The 16800-nt window shown below is 52.5% G+C and carries 12 protein-coding genes; 2 read left to right on the top strand and 10 right to left on the bottom strand.

The window, feature by feature from the left end; translation table 11 throughout:
- Positions 1-166 precede the first annotated feature (166 nt).
- Complete coding sequence (locus MNU25_RS12275) at positions 167-3028, top strand: UPF0182 family membrane protein (protein ID WP_240986827.1); 2862 nt, start codon at positions 167-169, stop codon at positions 3026-3028.
- Positions 3029-3470: 442 nt separating this feature from the next.
- On the top strand, positions 3471-4226 hold the full coding sequence (locus tag MNU25_RS12270; RefSeq protein WP_306425067.1) for a C40 family peptidase: 756 nt from the start codon (positions 3471-3473) through the stop codon (positions 4224-4226).
- 250 nt (positions 4227-4476) lie between these two features.
- Here the strand turns inward: MNU25_RS12270 and MNU25_RS12265 are convergent, their stop codons facing one another.
- The 10 genes from MNU25_RS12265 to MNU25_RS12220 form a co-directional block, all read right to left on the bottom strand.
- Positions 4477-5829, bottom strand: coding sequence for a hypothetical protein (locus tag MNU25_RS12265; RefSeq protein WP_240985336.1), 1353 nt, complete (start codon positions 5827-5829; stop codon positions 4477-4479).
- 24 nt (positions 5830-5853) lie between these two features.
- On the bottom strand, positions 5854-6831 hold the full coding sequence (locus tag MNU25_RS12260; RefSeq protein ID WP_240985335.1) for a phosphodiester glycosidase family protein: 978 nt from the start codon (positions 6829-6831) through the stop codon (positions 5854-5856).
- Positions 6832-7169: 338 nt separating this feature from the next.
- Positions 7170-7586 (bottom strand): OsmC family protein, encoded by a 417-nt coding sequence (locus MNU25_RS12255; RefSeq protein ID WP_240985334.1) that lies wholly within the window; start codon positions 7584-7586, stop codon positions 7170-7172.
- 238 nt (positions 7587-7824) lie between these two features.
- Positions 7825-8403 (bottom strand): ANTAR domain-containing response regulator, encoded by a 579-nt coding sequence (locus MNU25_RS12250; RefSeq protein WP_240985333.1) that lies wholly within the window; start codon positions 8401-8403, stop codon positions 7825-7827.
- 56 nt (positions 8404-8459) lie between these two features.
- On the bottom strand, positions 8460-9098 hold the full coding sequence (locus tag MNU25_RS12245; RefSeq protein ID WP_240985332.1) for a hypothetical protein: 639 nt from the start codon (positions 9096-9098) through the stop codon (positions 8460-8462).
- A 194-nt stretch (positions 9099-9292) separates the two neighbouring features.
- Entirely contained in the window at positions 9293-10702 is a 1410-nt protein-coding gene (gene ltrA / locus MNU25_RS12240) for a group II intron reverse transcriptase/maturase (protein WP_240983528.1), read from the bottom strand.
- A gap of 457 nt (positions 10703-11159) precedes the next feature.
- Entirely contained in the window at positions 11160-11912 is a 753-nt protein-coding gene (gene sdhB / locus MNU25_RS12235) for a succinate dehydrogenase iron-sulfur subunit (protein ID WP_240985331.1), read from the bottom strand.
- 17 nt (positions 11913-11929) lie between these two features.
- Complete coding sequence (gene sdhA / locus MNU25_RS12230; RefSeq protein ID WP_240985330.1) at positions 11930-13663, bottom strand: succinate dehydrogenase flavoprotein subunit; 1734 nt, start codon at positions 13661-13663, stop codon at positions 11930-11932.
- Positions 13664-13778: 115 nt separating this feature from the next.
- Positions 13779-14390, bottom strand: coding sequence for a succinate dehydrogenase cytochrome b558 subunit (locus MNU25_RS12225; protein WP_240985329.1), 612 nt, complete (start codon positions 14388-14390; stop codon positions 13779-13781).
- A gap of 415 nt (positions 14391-14805) precedes the next feature.
- On the bottom strand, positions 14806-16497 hold the full coding sequence (locus tag MNU25_RS12220; RefSeq protein WP_240985328.1) for a sigma-54 interaction domain-containing protein: 1692 nt from the start codon (positions 16495-16497) through the stop codon (positions 14806-14808).
- Positions 16498-16800 lie beyond the last annotated feature (303 nt).

The raw sequence follows: 16800 nt of genomic DNA, 5'->3' as shown, positions 1-16800 counted from the left end.
GCGGGAAAAACATGAAGGTATTTTCCCTTTCGGGGCAGAATATAAGAAAGTCAGTGCTCCCGCCTGCGACCGGGCAGTCGGCAAGGTGTGCCGCACAATTTCACTTAAGTCTCAAATACAGATGCAAAAAGGCCACTGATTGCGAAAAACTGAAGGGGGAATCACGTTGCGCCGGCTCGGCAAACTGCTTTTAGCTCTCATTCTTCTCGGGATCATACTCACGGCACTCAGCGGGCTCTACGAGGATTGGCTCTGGTTTAAGGATTTGGGCTATCCCCAGCTTTTCTGGACGCCGCTCCTCAGCAAATGGCTGATTCAGATCGTCAACGGTACGATCCTGTTTCTCTTCATTGCCGGAACTCTGCTCTCGATTCGCCATGCCATCGTCACTTTCATCAATGAAAGGCTGAGGCGGCGTTTCCGCCTGGTCCAAAACATGAACGAACCGGCATTCAGCCTGAACCAGCGACACGTCACTCTTTGGCTTGTCCTTCTCGCCGCCTTGATCAGTTTTGCCGTGAGTTTCGTCGCGGGTTTTACCGGCTGGCTGGAGGTTCTCAGTTTTATGAAGGCCACCCCCTTCGGCAAAACCGATCCCATCTTTGGCCGGGATCTGAGCTTCTATTTCTTCCGGCTTCCTTTTTTGCGGACGGTTTACAACATCTTTTTCGGGCCCCTCTTCCTCTTGACTTTCTTCACGGCTCTCTTTTACATGGTTACGGGAGTCCTGCGTTTCCATTCTTTGAAACTGTGGCACCCCGGGGCCATCACTGTCAGCCCGGCCGCACGTAAACATCTGGCCTTGCTGTGCGCTATTCTCTTTCTTCTCAAGGCTTTCGGCTATTATCTGGACACCTTTCAACTGCTCTATTCCAGACACGGGCATGTCGTAGGCGCGGGCTATGCCGATCTGAACGCCAGCCTTCCCGCTCTGAGGATCCTTTTGGTTCTTGCCCTTATCGGCTTTGCCGCCGCCGCCCTGACCTTGCTGTTCAAAGATGTCCGCTTGTTGAGTCTGCCTGTGATTACTGTTTTTCTGCTCAATATCTTGCTCTATGGATTTTACCCCACCCTGATCCAGAACCTGGTCGTCATTCCGAATGAACTGCAAATGGAAGCTCCTTACATTCAGCACGAAATTTCCCTGACTCGTTATGGCTATGGTCTCGATAAGATTAAGGAGGAGAACTACCCCGCCACGACCCCGATCACCCCGACCGTCCTCAAAGCCGACCAAGCCACCTTGAATAACATCCGCCTCAATGATTCCAGGCCCTTGCTGCAAACCTATGCCCAGCAGCAAGGCATCCGCCTCTACTATAAATTTCCCGCCATTGATGTAGACCGCTACACGGTTAACGGCGAGTACAGACAGCTCATGATCGCGCCGCGCGAACTTTCCGTCTCCGACCTTGATCCCAAAGCCCAGACCTTTGTCAACACGCGTTTCAAATATACGCACGGTTACGGTGTGGCGGCTTCTTTCGCCAACGCCGTGACCTCGGACGGCCTACCCTCCTATGCCATTAAAGATGTTCCGCCCGTGACACCTTACGCCGCTCTGCGCTTGACCCAACCCCGGATTTACTACGGACAACAGACCAACCATTGGGTCGTCGTCGACACGACCACCAAGGAATTCGATTACCCCTACGGCAGTGCCAACGTAGAGAACACCTATCAGGGCAAGACGGGGATTCCTTTCACACCTCTCAACAAACTCATGCTCTCTTTGCATGAGGGAACCCTTCGCTTTTATCTGGCCGGGGAAATCACAGCGCACAGCCGCATCCTCCTCCATCGCAACATCATGGATCGGGTGGAGAAGCTGGCTCCCTTCCTGACTTACGACCAAGATCCCTATATCGTGATTGACCATGGCCGCCTCAAGTGGATCATCGACGCTTACACGACTTCTGATTCTCTGCCTTACTCTTCCCAATATCCCGGCCAGGACTTTAACTATATTCGCAATTCCGTCAAAGTTGTGGTCGACGCTTACGACGGGACGGTGGATTTTTACGCCATGGATCCCCACGACCCCGTCCTCGAAACCTATCGCAAGATTTTTCCCGGGGTTTTCAAAGACCTCAGTCAGATGCCCAAATCGTTGGTCGCCCACCTTCGCTACCCCGAAACCCTCTTCACGGTTCAGAGCAATATGCTGAGAAACTTTCATATGACGGATGTTTCAGTCTTCTATAATAAAGAAGATGCCTGGGACATCGCCAAGGAACTTTACACCTCTAAAGCACAATATGTCAAACCTTACTACACAATCATGAAACTGCCCGGCGCCAGCAAGCCGGAATTCATTCTCATGCTCCCCTTCACCCCCGCCTCGAGTGCGAACAACACCCGCAACAACATGGTGGCTTGGCTGGCCGCGCGCATGGATGGTACGCATTACGGACACCTGCTCCTTTATGAGTTGCCGAAGAATATCGATATCAACGGACCGCTCCAGATCGAATCACAGATTGACCAAGACCCCAACATCTCCAAGCAACTGTCTCTCTGGGACCAAAAGGGTTCCCGCGTCATCCGCGGCAACCTGCTGGTCATTCCCATCGGCGGAAACTTCCTCTACGTTGAGCCCATTTATCTGGAATCTGACAAGGGGGGAAGCATTCCGGAGATGAAGAGGGTCATTCTCGCCTACAACAATTCCCTGGTGATGGCAGACACTCTGGGTTCGGCCCTCACGCAGGTTTTCGGTTCTTCAGCGCCGCAGCCGACCACCCCCGGCCAAAGTACCGCTCCGCCTCCGTCCCCGTCCGTTGTCTCTCCATCCACGCCGTCGGGCACAGATATCAACTCTATCCTCAGCCAGATTGACCAACTGCGCACTCTGCTCGACAACTTGGAAAGCCGGCTGAAGGCCCTGCAAACGCCGCCGGTCTCTTCCTCCGCTTCCTCCGCGGCTTCTCCCGCAACTTCAGCGACTGCCTCCTCGACTTCTTCGGTTCCCTCCTCGACTTCTTCCCTCTCCCACCCGACTTCCTCCACGCCCCCCAGGCCTTCTTGAGCGTTCGCCCCCGGTTCCACTCCCCCAAAGCGTTCCGATTTCCTGCCCTGGCCGTCAGAAGCAAGGACCAAAAGGTCTTCGTGTTCTTAAAAAATCTTCCGAAGAAGTTGCGTTCGCCCTCGCCTGACCAAGAGGGACCCCCCGCTCATGTCCGCAGAGTATAAGATTCAGCGCCACAAGGGGACGTCACCCTCGCAGGAGGGAACCCCGCTCCCGCCCGGAACCGCGCCCTCAGGGGCGCGGTTCTTTTGGCTGGGCGGAAAATGCCAGGATATAACTGGCGGATGATCCAACAACTTCTCCTTTTATCCTAAGTTTTCAGATGTTACTATAGACACATGGCTCGTCCCTGTCCTTTCGTTTCCGTGACGACCCATACCCTCGAAAGAATGGGCACACCAAGAGCCAGGATCTGAAATATCGAATTTGAGAGGAGAAGAAAATGCAAAATTGGACAAACCGAAGCCAGGCTTTTACGGTTCAGACTCAGGGACAGAGCGAGAATAGAAGCAGCCGAGGGGAATGGTCCTCACCCGGGAAGGCCCTGATCATCGCCGGACTGGTGGTCCTGGGCAGTATGGCTTTTGCTTCTTCGGCTCAGGCCGCGCCCTTGATGGAAATGGGCTCCAGAGGCAATGATGTCAGGGTCTTGCAAACCGAACTGAGCCATTTGGGATACGCGGTCGGTCCGCTGGACGGAATCTTCGGACCCAAAACTCTAGCCGCCGTCAAGTCTTTCCAGCATAATGACCATCTGCAGGCGGACGGGATGGCGGGTCCTCTTACTCAAAGTGCCTTAGACAAACTTCAGGCAGGCTCCGCCTCACAGCGTTCCGCCAAAATCCAAGGCATAGTGACCGAAGCAAAAAAATTCATCGGAACACCCTATGTCTGGGGCGGAACTTCGCCGTCCGGCTTTGATTGTTCCGGTTTTACCCAATATGTCTATGCTTCTCAAGGGGTCGAGCTGCCGCGCGTGAGCCGGGACCAGGCTCAAATCGGTTCCCCCGTCTCCGCCTCGGACCTGCAAGCGGGCGACTTGGTCTTCTTCTCTTTCTCCGGCGGCGTCGTCGATCATGTCGGCATCTACCTCGGCAAAGGACAATTTATCAGCGCGACTACTCACAAGGGGGTTACGGTCTACCCCTTCAGCCCTTACTGGTGGCATGCCTACAAGGGGGCCCGCCGGGTCCTTTAGGGTTTCTTCCCCGTGGCTGAAGCCGGGGATTCTAGCGGCTAAGGTCAGGGATTTTAAGAACCTGTATCCAGGCCACGCTGATCAGGAAAAAGCAGAAGTGAATCTCTCCCGGGCAAACCGCGAAAAGGGCCGGATGTTAATCATCCGGCCTTTTTCGGCTGAAGCGCGGAGTCTTTCCCCCCGTACCTCCCACCTCGTTAAAGCGCAGAAAAAAGCGCGGAATCTCTTCCTCCCTGCCTCCCGAACCCTCTCAGGCCGACCAGGGTTTCAGTTCGAAATGAGTCATGTTTCCTTCCTCCGTCATCTGCACGAGCTCCGCCCCGTCCGGTGAGATGTAGTTGTCGCTCCCCTGCAGATTGACGGATTTCAGCCGGCCTTTGTCGACGATATAGGCTTTGCCTGCGTTATAAATGATGACCTCATTGTGTGCGCCCATTTGCACCCTGGCCTGCCGGAAGGGTATGGTGCCGGTCCACTCGGTGGTTAATTGAGGCAGGGTTTTCTCACTGCCTGTTTCAGTCATAGTCAGGATCTTGACGATGTTGCCGTCCTTAACATCCCCGATATAGAGGATACCCGACTTGTCGCCGAGAAGCACGTAATCGGGATTTCGGCTGATCAAGGTCCTTTGCCAACCGTGAACCGCGTCGAGCGCGACGATTTCCTTCCTGCCCCCGACGGTGGTGTCAATATAGAGGGTGCCATAACGGCCCGAGACCGTCATATTCGAAATGTTTTCCCCGGGCTCATTTAAGTGCTGCAATTCTTTCATTACGTCGATGCGCAGAAGTACGTTCGTAGAGCCGTCTTTGATCAGTACGTAAATCAGATTCGTGAAGGTGGAAAAGTCCATTTGCATAATCTGTCCGCCGGCAGGGAACCATTTTGAATCCAGAGTTTCGTTAAAGCGGTCATCCGGTTCGGTGGTCTTATCCGTGCTCTCCGGCAGGGTTAGCGTGTAGACATCGGTCAGCTGGGGGTTGTAATGCTTCTTCACAATGGGCTTCGGAGCGGGAGGCGCGGCTTGGTTCGCCGTATGGGTCTTCGGTGTGACAGACTTGGCTTTGGCTTCGCTGTTCTTGCTTTGTTGATTCAGATCTTCGGTCTTGGGGAGCGTCCGGCCCGCCTTACCCGAAGATGCCTGAGCCGTCGGGGAGGGCTCCTTGACCGGGGCCTCCGGGCTCGGCTGCGCGGGTTGCGACGGAGGCTGGATCACGGTATAAGTGACCGGATGGGGATTCTTGCGGGCGTAGAAATAGATCAGGGTGTTGCGGTCAGGCAGCCATTCATAGGCAAGAACGCCCATATTTTTGCCGCTGCCGGCAGCGGGTGGTTTCTCAAACACCACTTTCTTCAGTTTCAAATTGTAGACCTTTAGCACCCCATTCTCCTTATAAGCGACATAATCCTTGGCATATGAAAGCTGGATGTCTTGCAAATGTGTACCCGGGATGTCCGCGGTCAGGGTTTCCGTAATGGGCGGCTTGACAGGCCGCGGGGCCAAAACGGCCTGGACTTTTTTGTTAACAAATGCATAAGCACTGAACTGGAGGATGAGGGAAATAACTACCCATACACCCAGCGTCCGCCATTTTCTTTTCATTCTTTTCATCCTCTCCGGCCCTCTCTATTTCGGCATGACGACAAAAGCGGTGGGGATGTAGCGCTCTCCGAAAATATCCCAGAGCCGATTGATGATTTTCCCTTGATAAACCATTTCTGTGGAAGAACCGCCGTCAAGATTGACCGCATTCACCGCATGGTACTCCAAGAAAACGTTCATGAGGTCACGCGCGGTGGCCCCCCAACTCCAAGTCGGCTGGCGCCCGTCGATGACGACAAAAATAATCGTCCCGTCCGCTGTTTGACCGATTCCGGTCCTGGGGGCAATCCCGATACCCCCGTCTCCGACGACGACAGGTTTCCCGTTTTCAATCAGGGTTGGGCCGAAAAAAGTCACCGCTTCTTGGATGTGCTTGGCCGCCAGTTCCGAGGCCGACATCGGGCCGATGAAAAGTTTACCCGAGCTGTCAAGACCGATGAGTTCGTGCACGGTGGCATTTCCGGCGCTATTGTAGACGAGTTTGCCGTCGTGAACAGTTAAACCCTCCGGAAAAGCGCCGTTTCCTTTGCCATTGGGATCGTTAAAACCGCCGGCGTTAATTCCGGCAATAGCGCCGGTCTGCTTGACAAAATCCGTAACCCGTTCCCCCGTCACCCCCAGCTGATCAGTTACAGCCACTTTGACTCGTTTCGGATTCTTGATCAACATCACCTTCCCTTTGAAGGAATGACCTTGAATGTTCTGGATTTCAATGCCGCTCGCCGGATCCGTGGTCACCTTTTCCACAGCAACATGTGACTCGGTATTGACCCCGAGCGCATCCTCATACTCATGCATGATCTGATCGATTTGGGCCGTAGAAAGAAAAGCTCTCACCACCTGGGGATGGCGCGAGGTGTTGATAGAGCCTACGGCCATGACTTTCAAGGCCTCAAAAGGACCGTAAAAGACAATAAAGGGAGCCAACAAGGCAGCGAAAACGATATTAAAGCCTATAAAACCCGCAAACTTCTTCCAGCTGAATCTTATTCTATGCTTCATTTCAGGCACTGCCCTCCTGTACAAAAAATATGGCCGCATTCTTTGCTACGTGCGACCAAGAAACAAAATGCCCGTTGACACTGTTGACATATCTTCCAAATTGGACAGATTCAGTATAACAAAGCCGCCCTCATCAAGCAACAGAGTTTTCGTCTTTTAGCCTCTTCTTCACAACCTCATCCGCTTTTGTTCCCAAACAGCAATTGGACCACCAAGCAAGCCGAGCGCCCTGAATCCCGGGCAAAACTTCTGGCGGAGACCGGAAAGATGCGAATAAAGAAAGCAATGATCTAACGAAACCTGCCCCCGCTCTCAAACTGTGTTCCGAAACGCTTGCCTTAGCCCGGGTTCACTTCGATGCGATAGGTCAGATTTGCCGCTTTGTCGATCATATTTGCCACACTGCAATATTTGTTTAAAGAAAGGGTAACAGCCCGTTCCAGCTTGTCCTGAGGCAATTCTTCACCCCAAAACTTATAGACCAATTCGACATCGGTAAAGACGCGCGGGTGTTCCTCGGCCCGGTCCCCATGAACGGTAATCTCGAAACGAGTGTATTTCAGCCTCATTTTGCCCAGAATCGAAACGACGTCCATGCCGCTGCAACCGGCCGTCGCCATGAGAACCATCTCCATAGGGCTCGCGCCCATCCCGCTGCCACCGGCCACCGTACTCGTATCGAGATGGGTGAGCGTTTTTGAATTACCCTCCGCTTGAAAATGCATGCCCTTTATGTGCTTAACTTTAACGTCCATGGCAGTTCTCCTTTCTCGTGTCTGCTTTCGTCCCGACCTCAAACTTGTCTGTCTCAAACTTGTCTGTCTCAAACTTGTCTGTCTCAAACTTGTCTGTCTCAAACTTGTCTGTCCCAACTTACTGGTCTCAACTTACTGGTCTCAAACTTGTCTGCCTCTGACTCAGCTCTCTCTAAAGTCCCTGACTCGCCGGTCTGAAACCTCTCCGTCTCATGTCCGGCCTCGCCTCCGGCACCCCTCATGCGTCCGGAAACCAGTTCCCCTTGATAATGTCAAGGGCCAGGGAACGAATACTGCGGCGTTGGGCCATCGCTTCGCTGCGCAAGAGCGTATAAGCTTTTTCCTCATCCCAACCCAGCGCCTGGATCAAACGGAGCAGAGCCTGATAGATTAATTTCCTGGCTTTCAGCTCGTCCTCCAAATGCCGAACTCGATCGGCACTCTCTCTCTCCTGTTTAAACCGCTCCTCCGCCAAGAGGACGGCGGCTCCGAAGTCCACAGCCCGCAAGGGGTAAAAAACAACCTGATGGGGTCCCGCTTTCACCACCTGAGCCAGGAGAGTATGTTCATCCGCATCCAGCACGACCATGGTCGGACAAAGATGCAGGGAGAGGAGCGTCTGCAATAGGTCGGAGGAGTTCAAGCCCGACAGGTTGCGCCCTATAATCATGAGGTCCGGTTCAAAACGGTGCAAAAGCCGCAGGGCCTCCATACCGTTCCCCGTGAAAGCCAGTCCCTGATAATCCACCAAAGCCAAAAGAGATTTGATCTCCTGTATCATGGCAGGATCGTTAATTGCTACGATGGTGCGCTTCATCTCTCACCGGCCTTATCTTCAAACACTTCTCTTATTTCCCGGCCGTCTGCCGGAGGCTATTTGGCAATGGCGCCCACCTTTTTTTCTTCCTGGGCCGGTGCCAGAAATTCCGGTTCCGCTTGGGCCGGGCCCCGGGCCGAGGCTGGCTCCGAGCCCTCCCAGCGCAACGGGAAAATCAGCACCGCCAAAGCGATACCGCCGACGGACATGGACCAATACTGGAGGGTAAGGAAAAAAAACACCCAGGGTATTTGCCCGGCCGGCGTGCCGATGGCATAGGCATACGGCTGAACGGACTGAAGGGACGTATCGGGCCGTTGCCAGACCGGAAGCCCTTCAAAGTCCACCCGGTTAATCAGTTTTCGGCCCAAAGGTGCGAAAGAATCCTGGGAAGAGACATAGATAAAACCTTTGTCGGTGTAGATTTTGTCCAGTTCCACCGGATGACCTGTCAAAGCCGTCTTCGTAAAAGTTTGTTCTATGCGCAGAATCTCGGCAGGCACGACATTGATGGAACCCCGCTCCGTGACAATGGTATAGAGATTCCTGTCCGCTTCTTTGATGTTCACGATCTTGACATCCAGAAAACGGATGGCCAGAACGGACACCAACAAGGTCCCCAGACAAAAGATAATCACATCAGCGGCAATCTGTTCCCGTACGAGCCGCTTCTTGACAGACCGTTTCGCAATCAACGCACGCACGTCCTTTTTTCAAAGTCTGGATCTAGTTTGTCCACCTAGCCTAGTTTACTATAATCTGCGCCTAAAAACAAAATCTTTACAAATGAGGGTTCAAATCGGGTAGGAGGCTGGTCATTAATTGGCCAGCCGACCTCCCACAGCACCGTACGTACCGTTCGGTATACGGCGCCTCCAAAGTTTACACGTTATTTGGCAGAGTAGCATTGACTAAAACTGGGGTATCCTGCGCGTTCGATGCGTTTGTTGGATAAGGACATTGTCAAAATGTGGCTATGGGCTACTCGCCAATAGCCCTTTCTTGTGTTTGCCCACATCCATGCTTGCTCCTTCTTGATGCCAAGCTTCTGCAAGTTCGCGTATCGTGTGCGTACTCTCTTCCATCGTTTCCATGTGACCATCCGAATTCGACTTCGTAGCCATTCGTCCATCTTTCCGAGTAACGCTTTGGCGTCTGCCAGTTTAAAGTAATTGGTCCATCCTCGGATGATGTAATTGAGTTTTGCCTTTCTCTCCTCGATTCCCATCCCGTTGCTCCGTCCGGTGACTTTCCGGATCTTGTCCTTTAGCTTCAGGATGCTTTTCGGGTGGATTCTCAGTCGTCCTCTTCCTTTGTGGATGTAGAAGCCGTATCCCAGATACTTGACTTTCCTCACGTGTGCCACGCTTGTTTTCTCCTTATTGACTCTGAGGAATAGTTTCCCTTCGATATAAGGAACAATATGGTCTAGCGTTCGCCGGGCCGCTTTCTCGCTTTTGCAGAAAATCATCATGTCATCCGCGTAGCGTACGAAGCGATGCCCACGCTTTTCTAGCTCGTGGTCACAAACGTTTAGCATGACGTTTCCAAGTAAGGGACTAAGGGGCCCCCCTTGGGGTACGCCTTCCGGACTTTCTTCAAATAGTCCGTCCACCATAATCCCTGCTCTGAGGAATTTATGGATTAGGGATATGACTCGTCCATCTTTGATGGTGTCTGAGAGGATTTGGATGAGTTTGCTTTGGTTGACCGTGTCAAAGTATTTCTCCAAGTCCATGTCCACGACGTAGACAAAGCCTTCTGTGATATGCCTTTGACATGCTCTTAGCGCGTCGTGAGCGCTTCGTTGAGGTCGGAACCCATAGCTGTTGTCTGAGAATTGCCTTTCGAAGATTGGCGAAAGGACCTGGGTTATGGCCTGTTGGATCAGTCTGTCCACGACGGTAGGGATTCCCAGCTTTCTCATTTTCCCGTTCTCTTTGGGTATTTCTACCCTCCGTACGGGTTTCGGACGGTATTTCCCGTCCCAGAGGGCTTGCAAAAGTTCATCCTTGTGTCCTTTCAGGTAGGGTAGAAGTTCGTCCACCTGCATACCGTCGATTCCACCCGCGCCTTTGTTCCCCTTCACTCTGTAGTAGGCTCGATTAAGGTTCTCGGCGCTGAGAATTTCCTCTAGCAGTTTCTCTGTCTGCTCGTCTGTGTTGGTGTTGTCGGTTTTGGTCATCCTGGGTGGCACGCACACTTCTGCATACTCTCTCTGTTCCGCAGATGACCTTTGCAGATAGTCTTTAAAGCAAAGTTGTCTGTGTTTTAAATTACCACCTTCGGTAACTTTCATTGACCCACACCTCCTTTGGTTCCGCCCTTCCGTCGGTGTCCGGGACACCTCTGTACTATGGCTTCTGCTGACTCCTCACGACAAATCTTGTTTCAACCGGGCTTCTTACTCCGTTTCCACCCGTCCGTGAGGCCTCCCACGGTAAGACGATTCACTTTCATTCCATGTCCCCGCAACATTTACGCTGACGTGTCCGTGTAGCTTTTGGGCTTCAACTTGTATGGCAGTCTTACCCCACATTTCGCGCCTAATATTGTTCGTGTTCCTCGGGGCGGAACTTTGCCGCCGGCTTCCTTCAGATTCCATCTCGCAATGGACACCCTTGCCTTGAGCTAATGGTTGGTCGCTACATACCCCCATAACGGACTTTCACCGTCAAGTTAATCGTCATGCGTGGCGCACCAAGAAAAGGGGAGGTATGACACCTCCCCCGGGATTAACGTCACAATAGGCCAAATTACTTGCGCAACCAACGATTCAGGGCAAATTTGTTGGTCTCCCTGTTCAAATCGGCTATGCTGGTCGTGAGCGGAATATTTTTGGGGCAAGCCCGCACACAGTTCTGGGCATTGCCGCAGTCCGTGATTCCCCCGTCGTCGAGCAGAGCGGCCAAGCGTTCATGTTTGTTCATCTCTCCCGTCGGATGAGCATTAAAGAGACGGACTTGCGAAATAGCGGCCGGGCCGATGAATTTAGAGCGGGAATTGACTTGCGGGCAGGCCTCCATACAGCAGCCGCAGGTCATACATTTGGAAAGTTCGTAGGCCCATTGGCGTTTTATTTCAGCCATGCGCGGTCCCGGCCCCAAATCATAGGTACCGTCAATCGGAATCCAGGCATGCACTTTCTTCAGGTTATCGAACATGATCTGGCGGTCAACCATGAGATCCCGGACGAGCGGAAACTTGGTCAGGGGTTCCAATACGATCGGCTGTTCGAGCTGGTCGATCAAAGCTGAGCAAGCTTGCCGCGCCTGTCCGTTGATGTTCATGCTGCAGGCTCCGCAAACCTCTTCCAGGCAATTGCACTCCCAGACGACGGCTGTCGTTTTCTTGCCGTCCGCTGTCACCGGGTTCTTCTGAATCTCCATCAGACAGGAGATGACATTCATTTTCGGGTGATACTCTATGGTGAATTCCTCCCAGCGGGACGGCTTACCCGGCCCGTCCTGGCGACGAATTTTCAAGCGGATTTCTTTATTCTCAGCCATCTCTATCCCTCCCCCTCTTAATCCACATCGTAGTGGCGCGCCCGCGGCGGAATCAAGGAAACGTCAACCGGTTCATAACTGAACTCCGGCCCCTTGGGCGTCCAAGTCGCGAGCGTCGTCTTCAGCCAGTTCGCGTCGTCGCGTTCCGGATAGTCCGGTTTGTAGTGGGCTCCCCGGCTCTCATTGCGGCGCAAGGCCCCTAAAGTAATCACCCTGGCCAACTCCATCATATTCCAGAGCTGCCGGGTGAAAGGAGCTATCTGTGAACTCCAAACCACCGGATCATCGGCCCCGATATTCTGCCAGCGTTTCATCATTTCCTGCAAGCGGCGATCCGTTTCCTCTAACTTGTCATTGTAACGCACCACCGTCACATTCTCAGTCATCAGTTCGCCCAGTTCTTTGTGCAGGAGATAGGGGTTTTCATGACCGTGCATGTTCAGGATCCGGGCCCATTTCTCCTCTTGGCGTTTCTTCTCCTTTTGAAAAGCCGGTTCATCCGCGCTTGGCGTTTTGATTTTATTCTTACTCACATATTCCAGACTCTTCGGTCCGGAGACCATACCGGCATAAATGGCGGATACAAGGGAATTCGCCCCCAGGCGGTTGGCCCCATGATACTGGTATTCACATTCCCCGGCCGCAAAAAGGCCGGGAATATTGGTCATCTGGTCATAGTCGACCCAGAGGCCTCCCATCGAATAGTGAACGGCCGGGAAAATGCGCATAGGAACTTTTTTCGGGTCGTCCCCGACAAACTTCTCGTAAATCTCGAGAATCCCACCCAATTTGACTTCCAGTTCATGGGGATCCTTATGCGAAAGATCCAAATAAACCATATTCTCACCGTTCACGCCCAGACCTTGGTCAAAAACCACATGATAGATGGCTCTGGTCGCGATATCGCGCGGAACCAGGTTTCCGTAAGCCGGGTACATCTCCTCTAGGAAATACCACGGTTTGCCGTCCTTATACGTCCAAATCCGCCCGCCTTCGCCGCGGGCCGACTCTGACATCAGACGAAGTTTATCCTCACCCGGAATGGCCGTGGGGTGAATTTGAATGAACTCCCCGTTGGCATATTTGACTCCCTGCTGATAGAGCAGAGAAGCGGCAGAGCCCGTATTAATCGTCGAATTTGTACTCTTGCCGAAGATCATGCCGTTGCCGCCGGTGGCGATAATCACCGCGTCGGCGGCAAAGGCCTCGATGCTCATGTCGCGCAGATTCTGGGCGACGATCCCCCGGCAGATGCCGTCGTCAATCACTGCGGCAAGGAATTCCCAAAACTCGTGTTTCTTGACCAACCCTTCCACTTCATAGCGGCGAACTTGCTCGTCCAAGGCATAGAGGAGCTGCTGCCCGGTCGTTGCTCCGGCAAAAGCCGTCCGGTGCCGCTTTGTGCCGCCAAAACGCCGGAAGTCCAAAAGTCCTTCGGGGGTCCGGTTGAACATAACGCCCATGCGGTCCATCAAATGAATAATGTTCGGTGCCGCCTCACACATCGCCTTGACCGGCGGCTGGTTAGCCAGAAAATCCCCGCCGTAAACCGTATCATCAAAATGCTCCCAGGGCGAATCTCCCTCTCCTTTGGTGTTGACCGCTCCGTTGATGCCTCCTTGGGCGCAGACGGAGTGAGATCTCTTTACGGGGACCAAAGAAAACAAGTCGACCGAGGAGCCCTCTTCCGCTATTTTTATCGCCGCCATTAAGCCCGCCAAGCCACCGCCGACGATGATAACCTTGCTCATTGCCATTCTCCTTTCTATCCTGCCTCATTTCCAATCTCATTTCAGAATCTCATTTCAGAATCTCATTTCAGAATCTCATCTCGGAATCTCAATCTCGGAATCTTCTCTCGGAATCTCATCTCAGAAAAGCACTTAGGTCCGCTAAACCGACTACTGACATAACGACAAACAAGAAACCGCAAACGTACGACCAAATCTTTTGTGAACGGGGGCCGATCGTCAATCCCCAAGTAATGGCAAAAGCCCAGAGTCCGTTCATGAAGTGGAACACCGCCAGCACTATACCCACGGCATAAAAAGCCAGGCCCCAGGGGTTTGCCACGAAATGCTGCAGGGCGGCAAAATTCGCTTGACCGAAACGGAGGGCGGAAACGTGGACCAGTATAAAAATAACCGTATAAAGCCCGGATATCCTTTGCAGAATGTAAAACCAGTTCCTGGCGTAACCGTAGCGCAAGACATTGCTTTGCCCGGTGTAGACAACCCAAGCCCCGTAAACCGCATGCAAAGTGATCGGAATAAAAATGACCACCAACTCGACGACGATAATCCCGGGAAAATGCCTCATCGTTTCAATAACACGGTCATAAGCGGCCGGCCCGCTCCGGGCCGTGAGATTGAGAAGCAGGTGAAACGTAAGAAAAACTCCGATGGGCAACAGACCCAACAATGAATGAACGCGGCGAATGAGAAAATGATAGGGACTCTGGCTCTGCACAGTACTCAAAATAACCTCTCCTTTCTTTTTCTGGGTATACGGCGCTATTCTAGCAATTAGTGTGCCAAGAGAAACTGATTTGTCTATATTCAGAAAACGCCCGAAGTTACCCGCTTGTCCCCGATCGTGTGAAATCAACTAAGCGACTGTTCTTGTCATCTCTTATCGTCTTTCTAGAATCCAGACAAGATCTTTCTATTTTATAGAAAACTACCTCCCTGACTGTTTTTATTTAGTTTCTTTTTTGTCTTTACTTTTTCTCTATTTTTCCTATTTTGTTCTTTATTTATCTCTACTTTTTTATTTATTTATCTCTACTTTTTTCTTTAGTTTTTATCTTTATTTTAAGTCATTTTCATTTTAAGTCATTTTCATTTTAAGTCATTTTACGATCAAGCCTTATAGGCGCTCACCTTTTCCTTTCTCAGGTAATTATTTTCAGTTTGTTGTACAAGGTGGCGAGGGAAATATTGAGGGTTTGGGCGGCTTTCTTCTTTCCCTCCACCGAATCGCCGTAGCGTTGGACGGCCAAGCGGACCATCCGTTTCTCCATTTCCTCCAACGGCATCAGTTCTCCCAAAGGTGCTGATTCGCCCGCGGCGGGCGGCTCCACCAGGTTGAGCAGGTGTTTGCGGGTAATAATGTCTTCTTCGACCGTCACCATGGCCCGCTCAATTACGTTCTGCAGTTCTCTCACATTGCCGGGCCAGTCATAATTGAGCAGCAGCTGTTCGGCCTGAGCCGTTAAACCGCTGACCTTCTTCCCGAATTTGCGGTTGAACTTGAGCACCAGGGAATGGACATAGGCCGGAATGTCGTCTTTGTGCTTGCGCAGGGGGGGCAGGCGCAATTCGACCACATTTAGACGGTAATATAAGTCCTCGCGAAAATCGCCCTTCTTTACCATCTCCTTCAGCATGCGATTGGTCGCCGCGATAATTCGCACGTCCACTTTAATGGTCTGCGTACCGCCGACTCGCTCAAACTCCATATCCTGGAGCACGCGCAACAGTTTAGCCTGCAGGTGCAAGTTCATGTCCCCTATTTCGTCCAGGAAAATCGTCCCTCCGTTGGCCAGCTCCATCTTCCCCAATTTTGTTTTAAGAGCCCCGGTAAAAGCGCCTTTTTCATGCCCGAAAAACTCGCTCTCCAAGAGGGTTTCGGGAATGGCCGCACAGTTGACCTTGACAAACGGTTTATCCCGGCGTTGACTGGCCGCGTGAATGGCGTGGGCAAAGAGTTCTTTGCCGGTCCCGCTTTCACCCGAGATGAGGACGGTCGAGTCGCTCTTGGCCGCTTTGGCCGCCAAATCCAAAGCCTTCTCGAACTCCGGGTGGCTGCCGAGAATATCATCAAAAGTGTACATACTGGTCGTGATTTGGTTAATTCTCGTTTTCAGCTCGTCGATAACTTGGTTGGAAGCCTGAAGCTGCTCCATCAGTTTGTAGATATCGGTCAAGGGCTGAAAAACGACGACAGCGCCTTCCAGGCGCCCGTCGACAACGATGGGCGAGGCATTGGAGACGACCTCCACATCCGACCCTCCGACCCGCGAGCGATGGGCAAAAATAGGCTCATGTGTCCTTAAAGCGCGGGCCAGAGCGCCGTTAGGCGAGGCCTCGAAGATGTTCTGGCCGATGCGCTCTTTGGAGGAAACTCCGGTTACCCGACTGAAGGACGGGTTGACGAAACGGATCGTTCCGTCGCTGGTGGCAAATTCTATGGCCTCCTGAACGGAATTCAGAATCGCATCCAATTCTCCTTTCAACCGTTTCATTTCCGAGAGTTGCTCTTTTTCCTCGATGATATGCATCATCAGGTTGGCCCCTACCGCCTCCAGCAGGGCCGTATGCCGGTCCTTGTGCAGATTAATCCGCTGCCGTACTTCTTCTTTTCCGGTAGCCTCGATAATCAAGCTCAAGCCCGGAACGGCACACAGTTCTTCCAGCGACAGACTGGTCGCCACCCCGTCCTGTCTGGCCAAGATCAAGGCCGGAGCATTCGGTAAAATATCGCAGACCATGGATATTTCCACCTGCTCAATATCTTTCAAAGTTTTATAAAGAGAACTACCCCCTTTTCCTCCGCCCACGATTCCAATTTTTACGAGGCCCACCTTTCCGGACACCTCCTTACTGAAAAAAAACACGCGCACCACTCGCCGCCCCGGGGGACGTATCAAGGAAGCGAGTGCCCGGGGCGTTGTGCCGCCCCCTAAAAGATCCCGGGGGGTTCCCCGCTGAAACATCCCGGGGCCTTTTCTAAAAAGAATATGGACATAGGCCAAGCCCTCCGTTGTGCGTTCTCTTTTTAGAATTTACTAAGATATTCGCCCCGGAAACAGGATTTCCTGCTTGTTTTCTATCTTCTATAAAGAAATACCCGAAAAATATTTTTTCACGCCACGGCTTGCCAGACC

Origin of the sequence: Acididesulfobacillus acetoxydans, assembly GCF_902729405.1 — a bacterium.
GTDB classification, from domain to species: Bacteria; Bacillota; Desulfitobacteriia; order Desulfitobacteriales; family Desulfitobacteriaceae; genus Acididesulfobacillus; species Acididesulfobacillus acetoxydans.
Note: the sequence above shows the minus strand (reverse complement) of the source record. Positions and strands in the feature narration are given on the sequence as shown.

What these genes read in the sequence shown, in the direction of transcription:
- MNU25_RS12260 (WP_240985335.1), bottom strand. Translation starts at nt 6,831, where the DNA reads ATGAAGCATAGAATAAGATTCAGCTGGAAGAAGTTTGCGGGTTTTATA.
- MNU25_RS12270 (WP_306425067.1), top strand. Translation starts at nt 3,471, where the DNA reads ATGCAAAATTGGACAAACCGAAGCCAGGCTTTTACGGTTCAGACTCAG.
- MNU25_RS12265 (WP_240985336.1), bottom strand. Translation starts at nt 5,829, where the DNA reads ATGAAAAGAAAATGGCGGACGCTGGGTGTATGGGTAGTTATTTCCCTC.
- ltrA (WP_240983528.1), bottom strand. Translation starts at nt 10,702, where the DNA reads ATGAAAGTTACCGAAGGTGGTAATTTAAAACACAGACAACTTTGCTTT.
- MNU25_RS12250 (WP_240985333.1), bottom strand. Translation starts at nt 8,403, where the DNA reads ATGAAGCGCACCATCGTAGCAATTAACGATCCTGCCATGATACAGGAG.
- MNU25_RS12255 (WP_240985334.1), bottom strand. Translation starts at nt 7,586, where the DNA reads ATGGACGTTAAAGTTAAGCACATAAAGGGCATGCATTTTCAAGCGGAG.
- sdhB (WP_240985331.1), bottom strand. Translation starts at nt 11,912, where the DNA reads ATGGCTGAGAATAAAGAAATCCGCTTGAAAATTCGTCGCCAGGACGGG.
- sdhA (WP_240985330.1), bottom strand. Translation starts at nt 13,663, where the DNA reads ATGAGCAAGGTTATCATCGTCGGCGGTGGCTTGGCGGGCTTAATGGCG.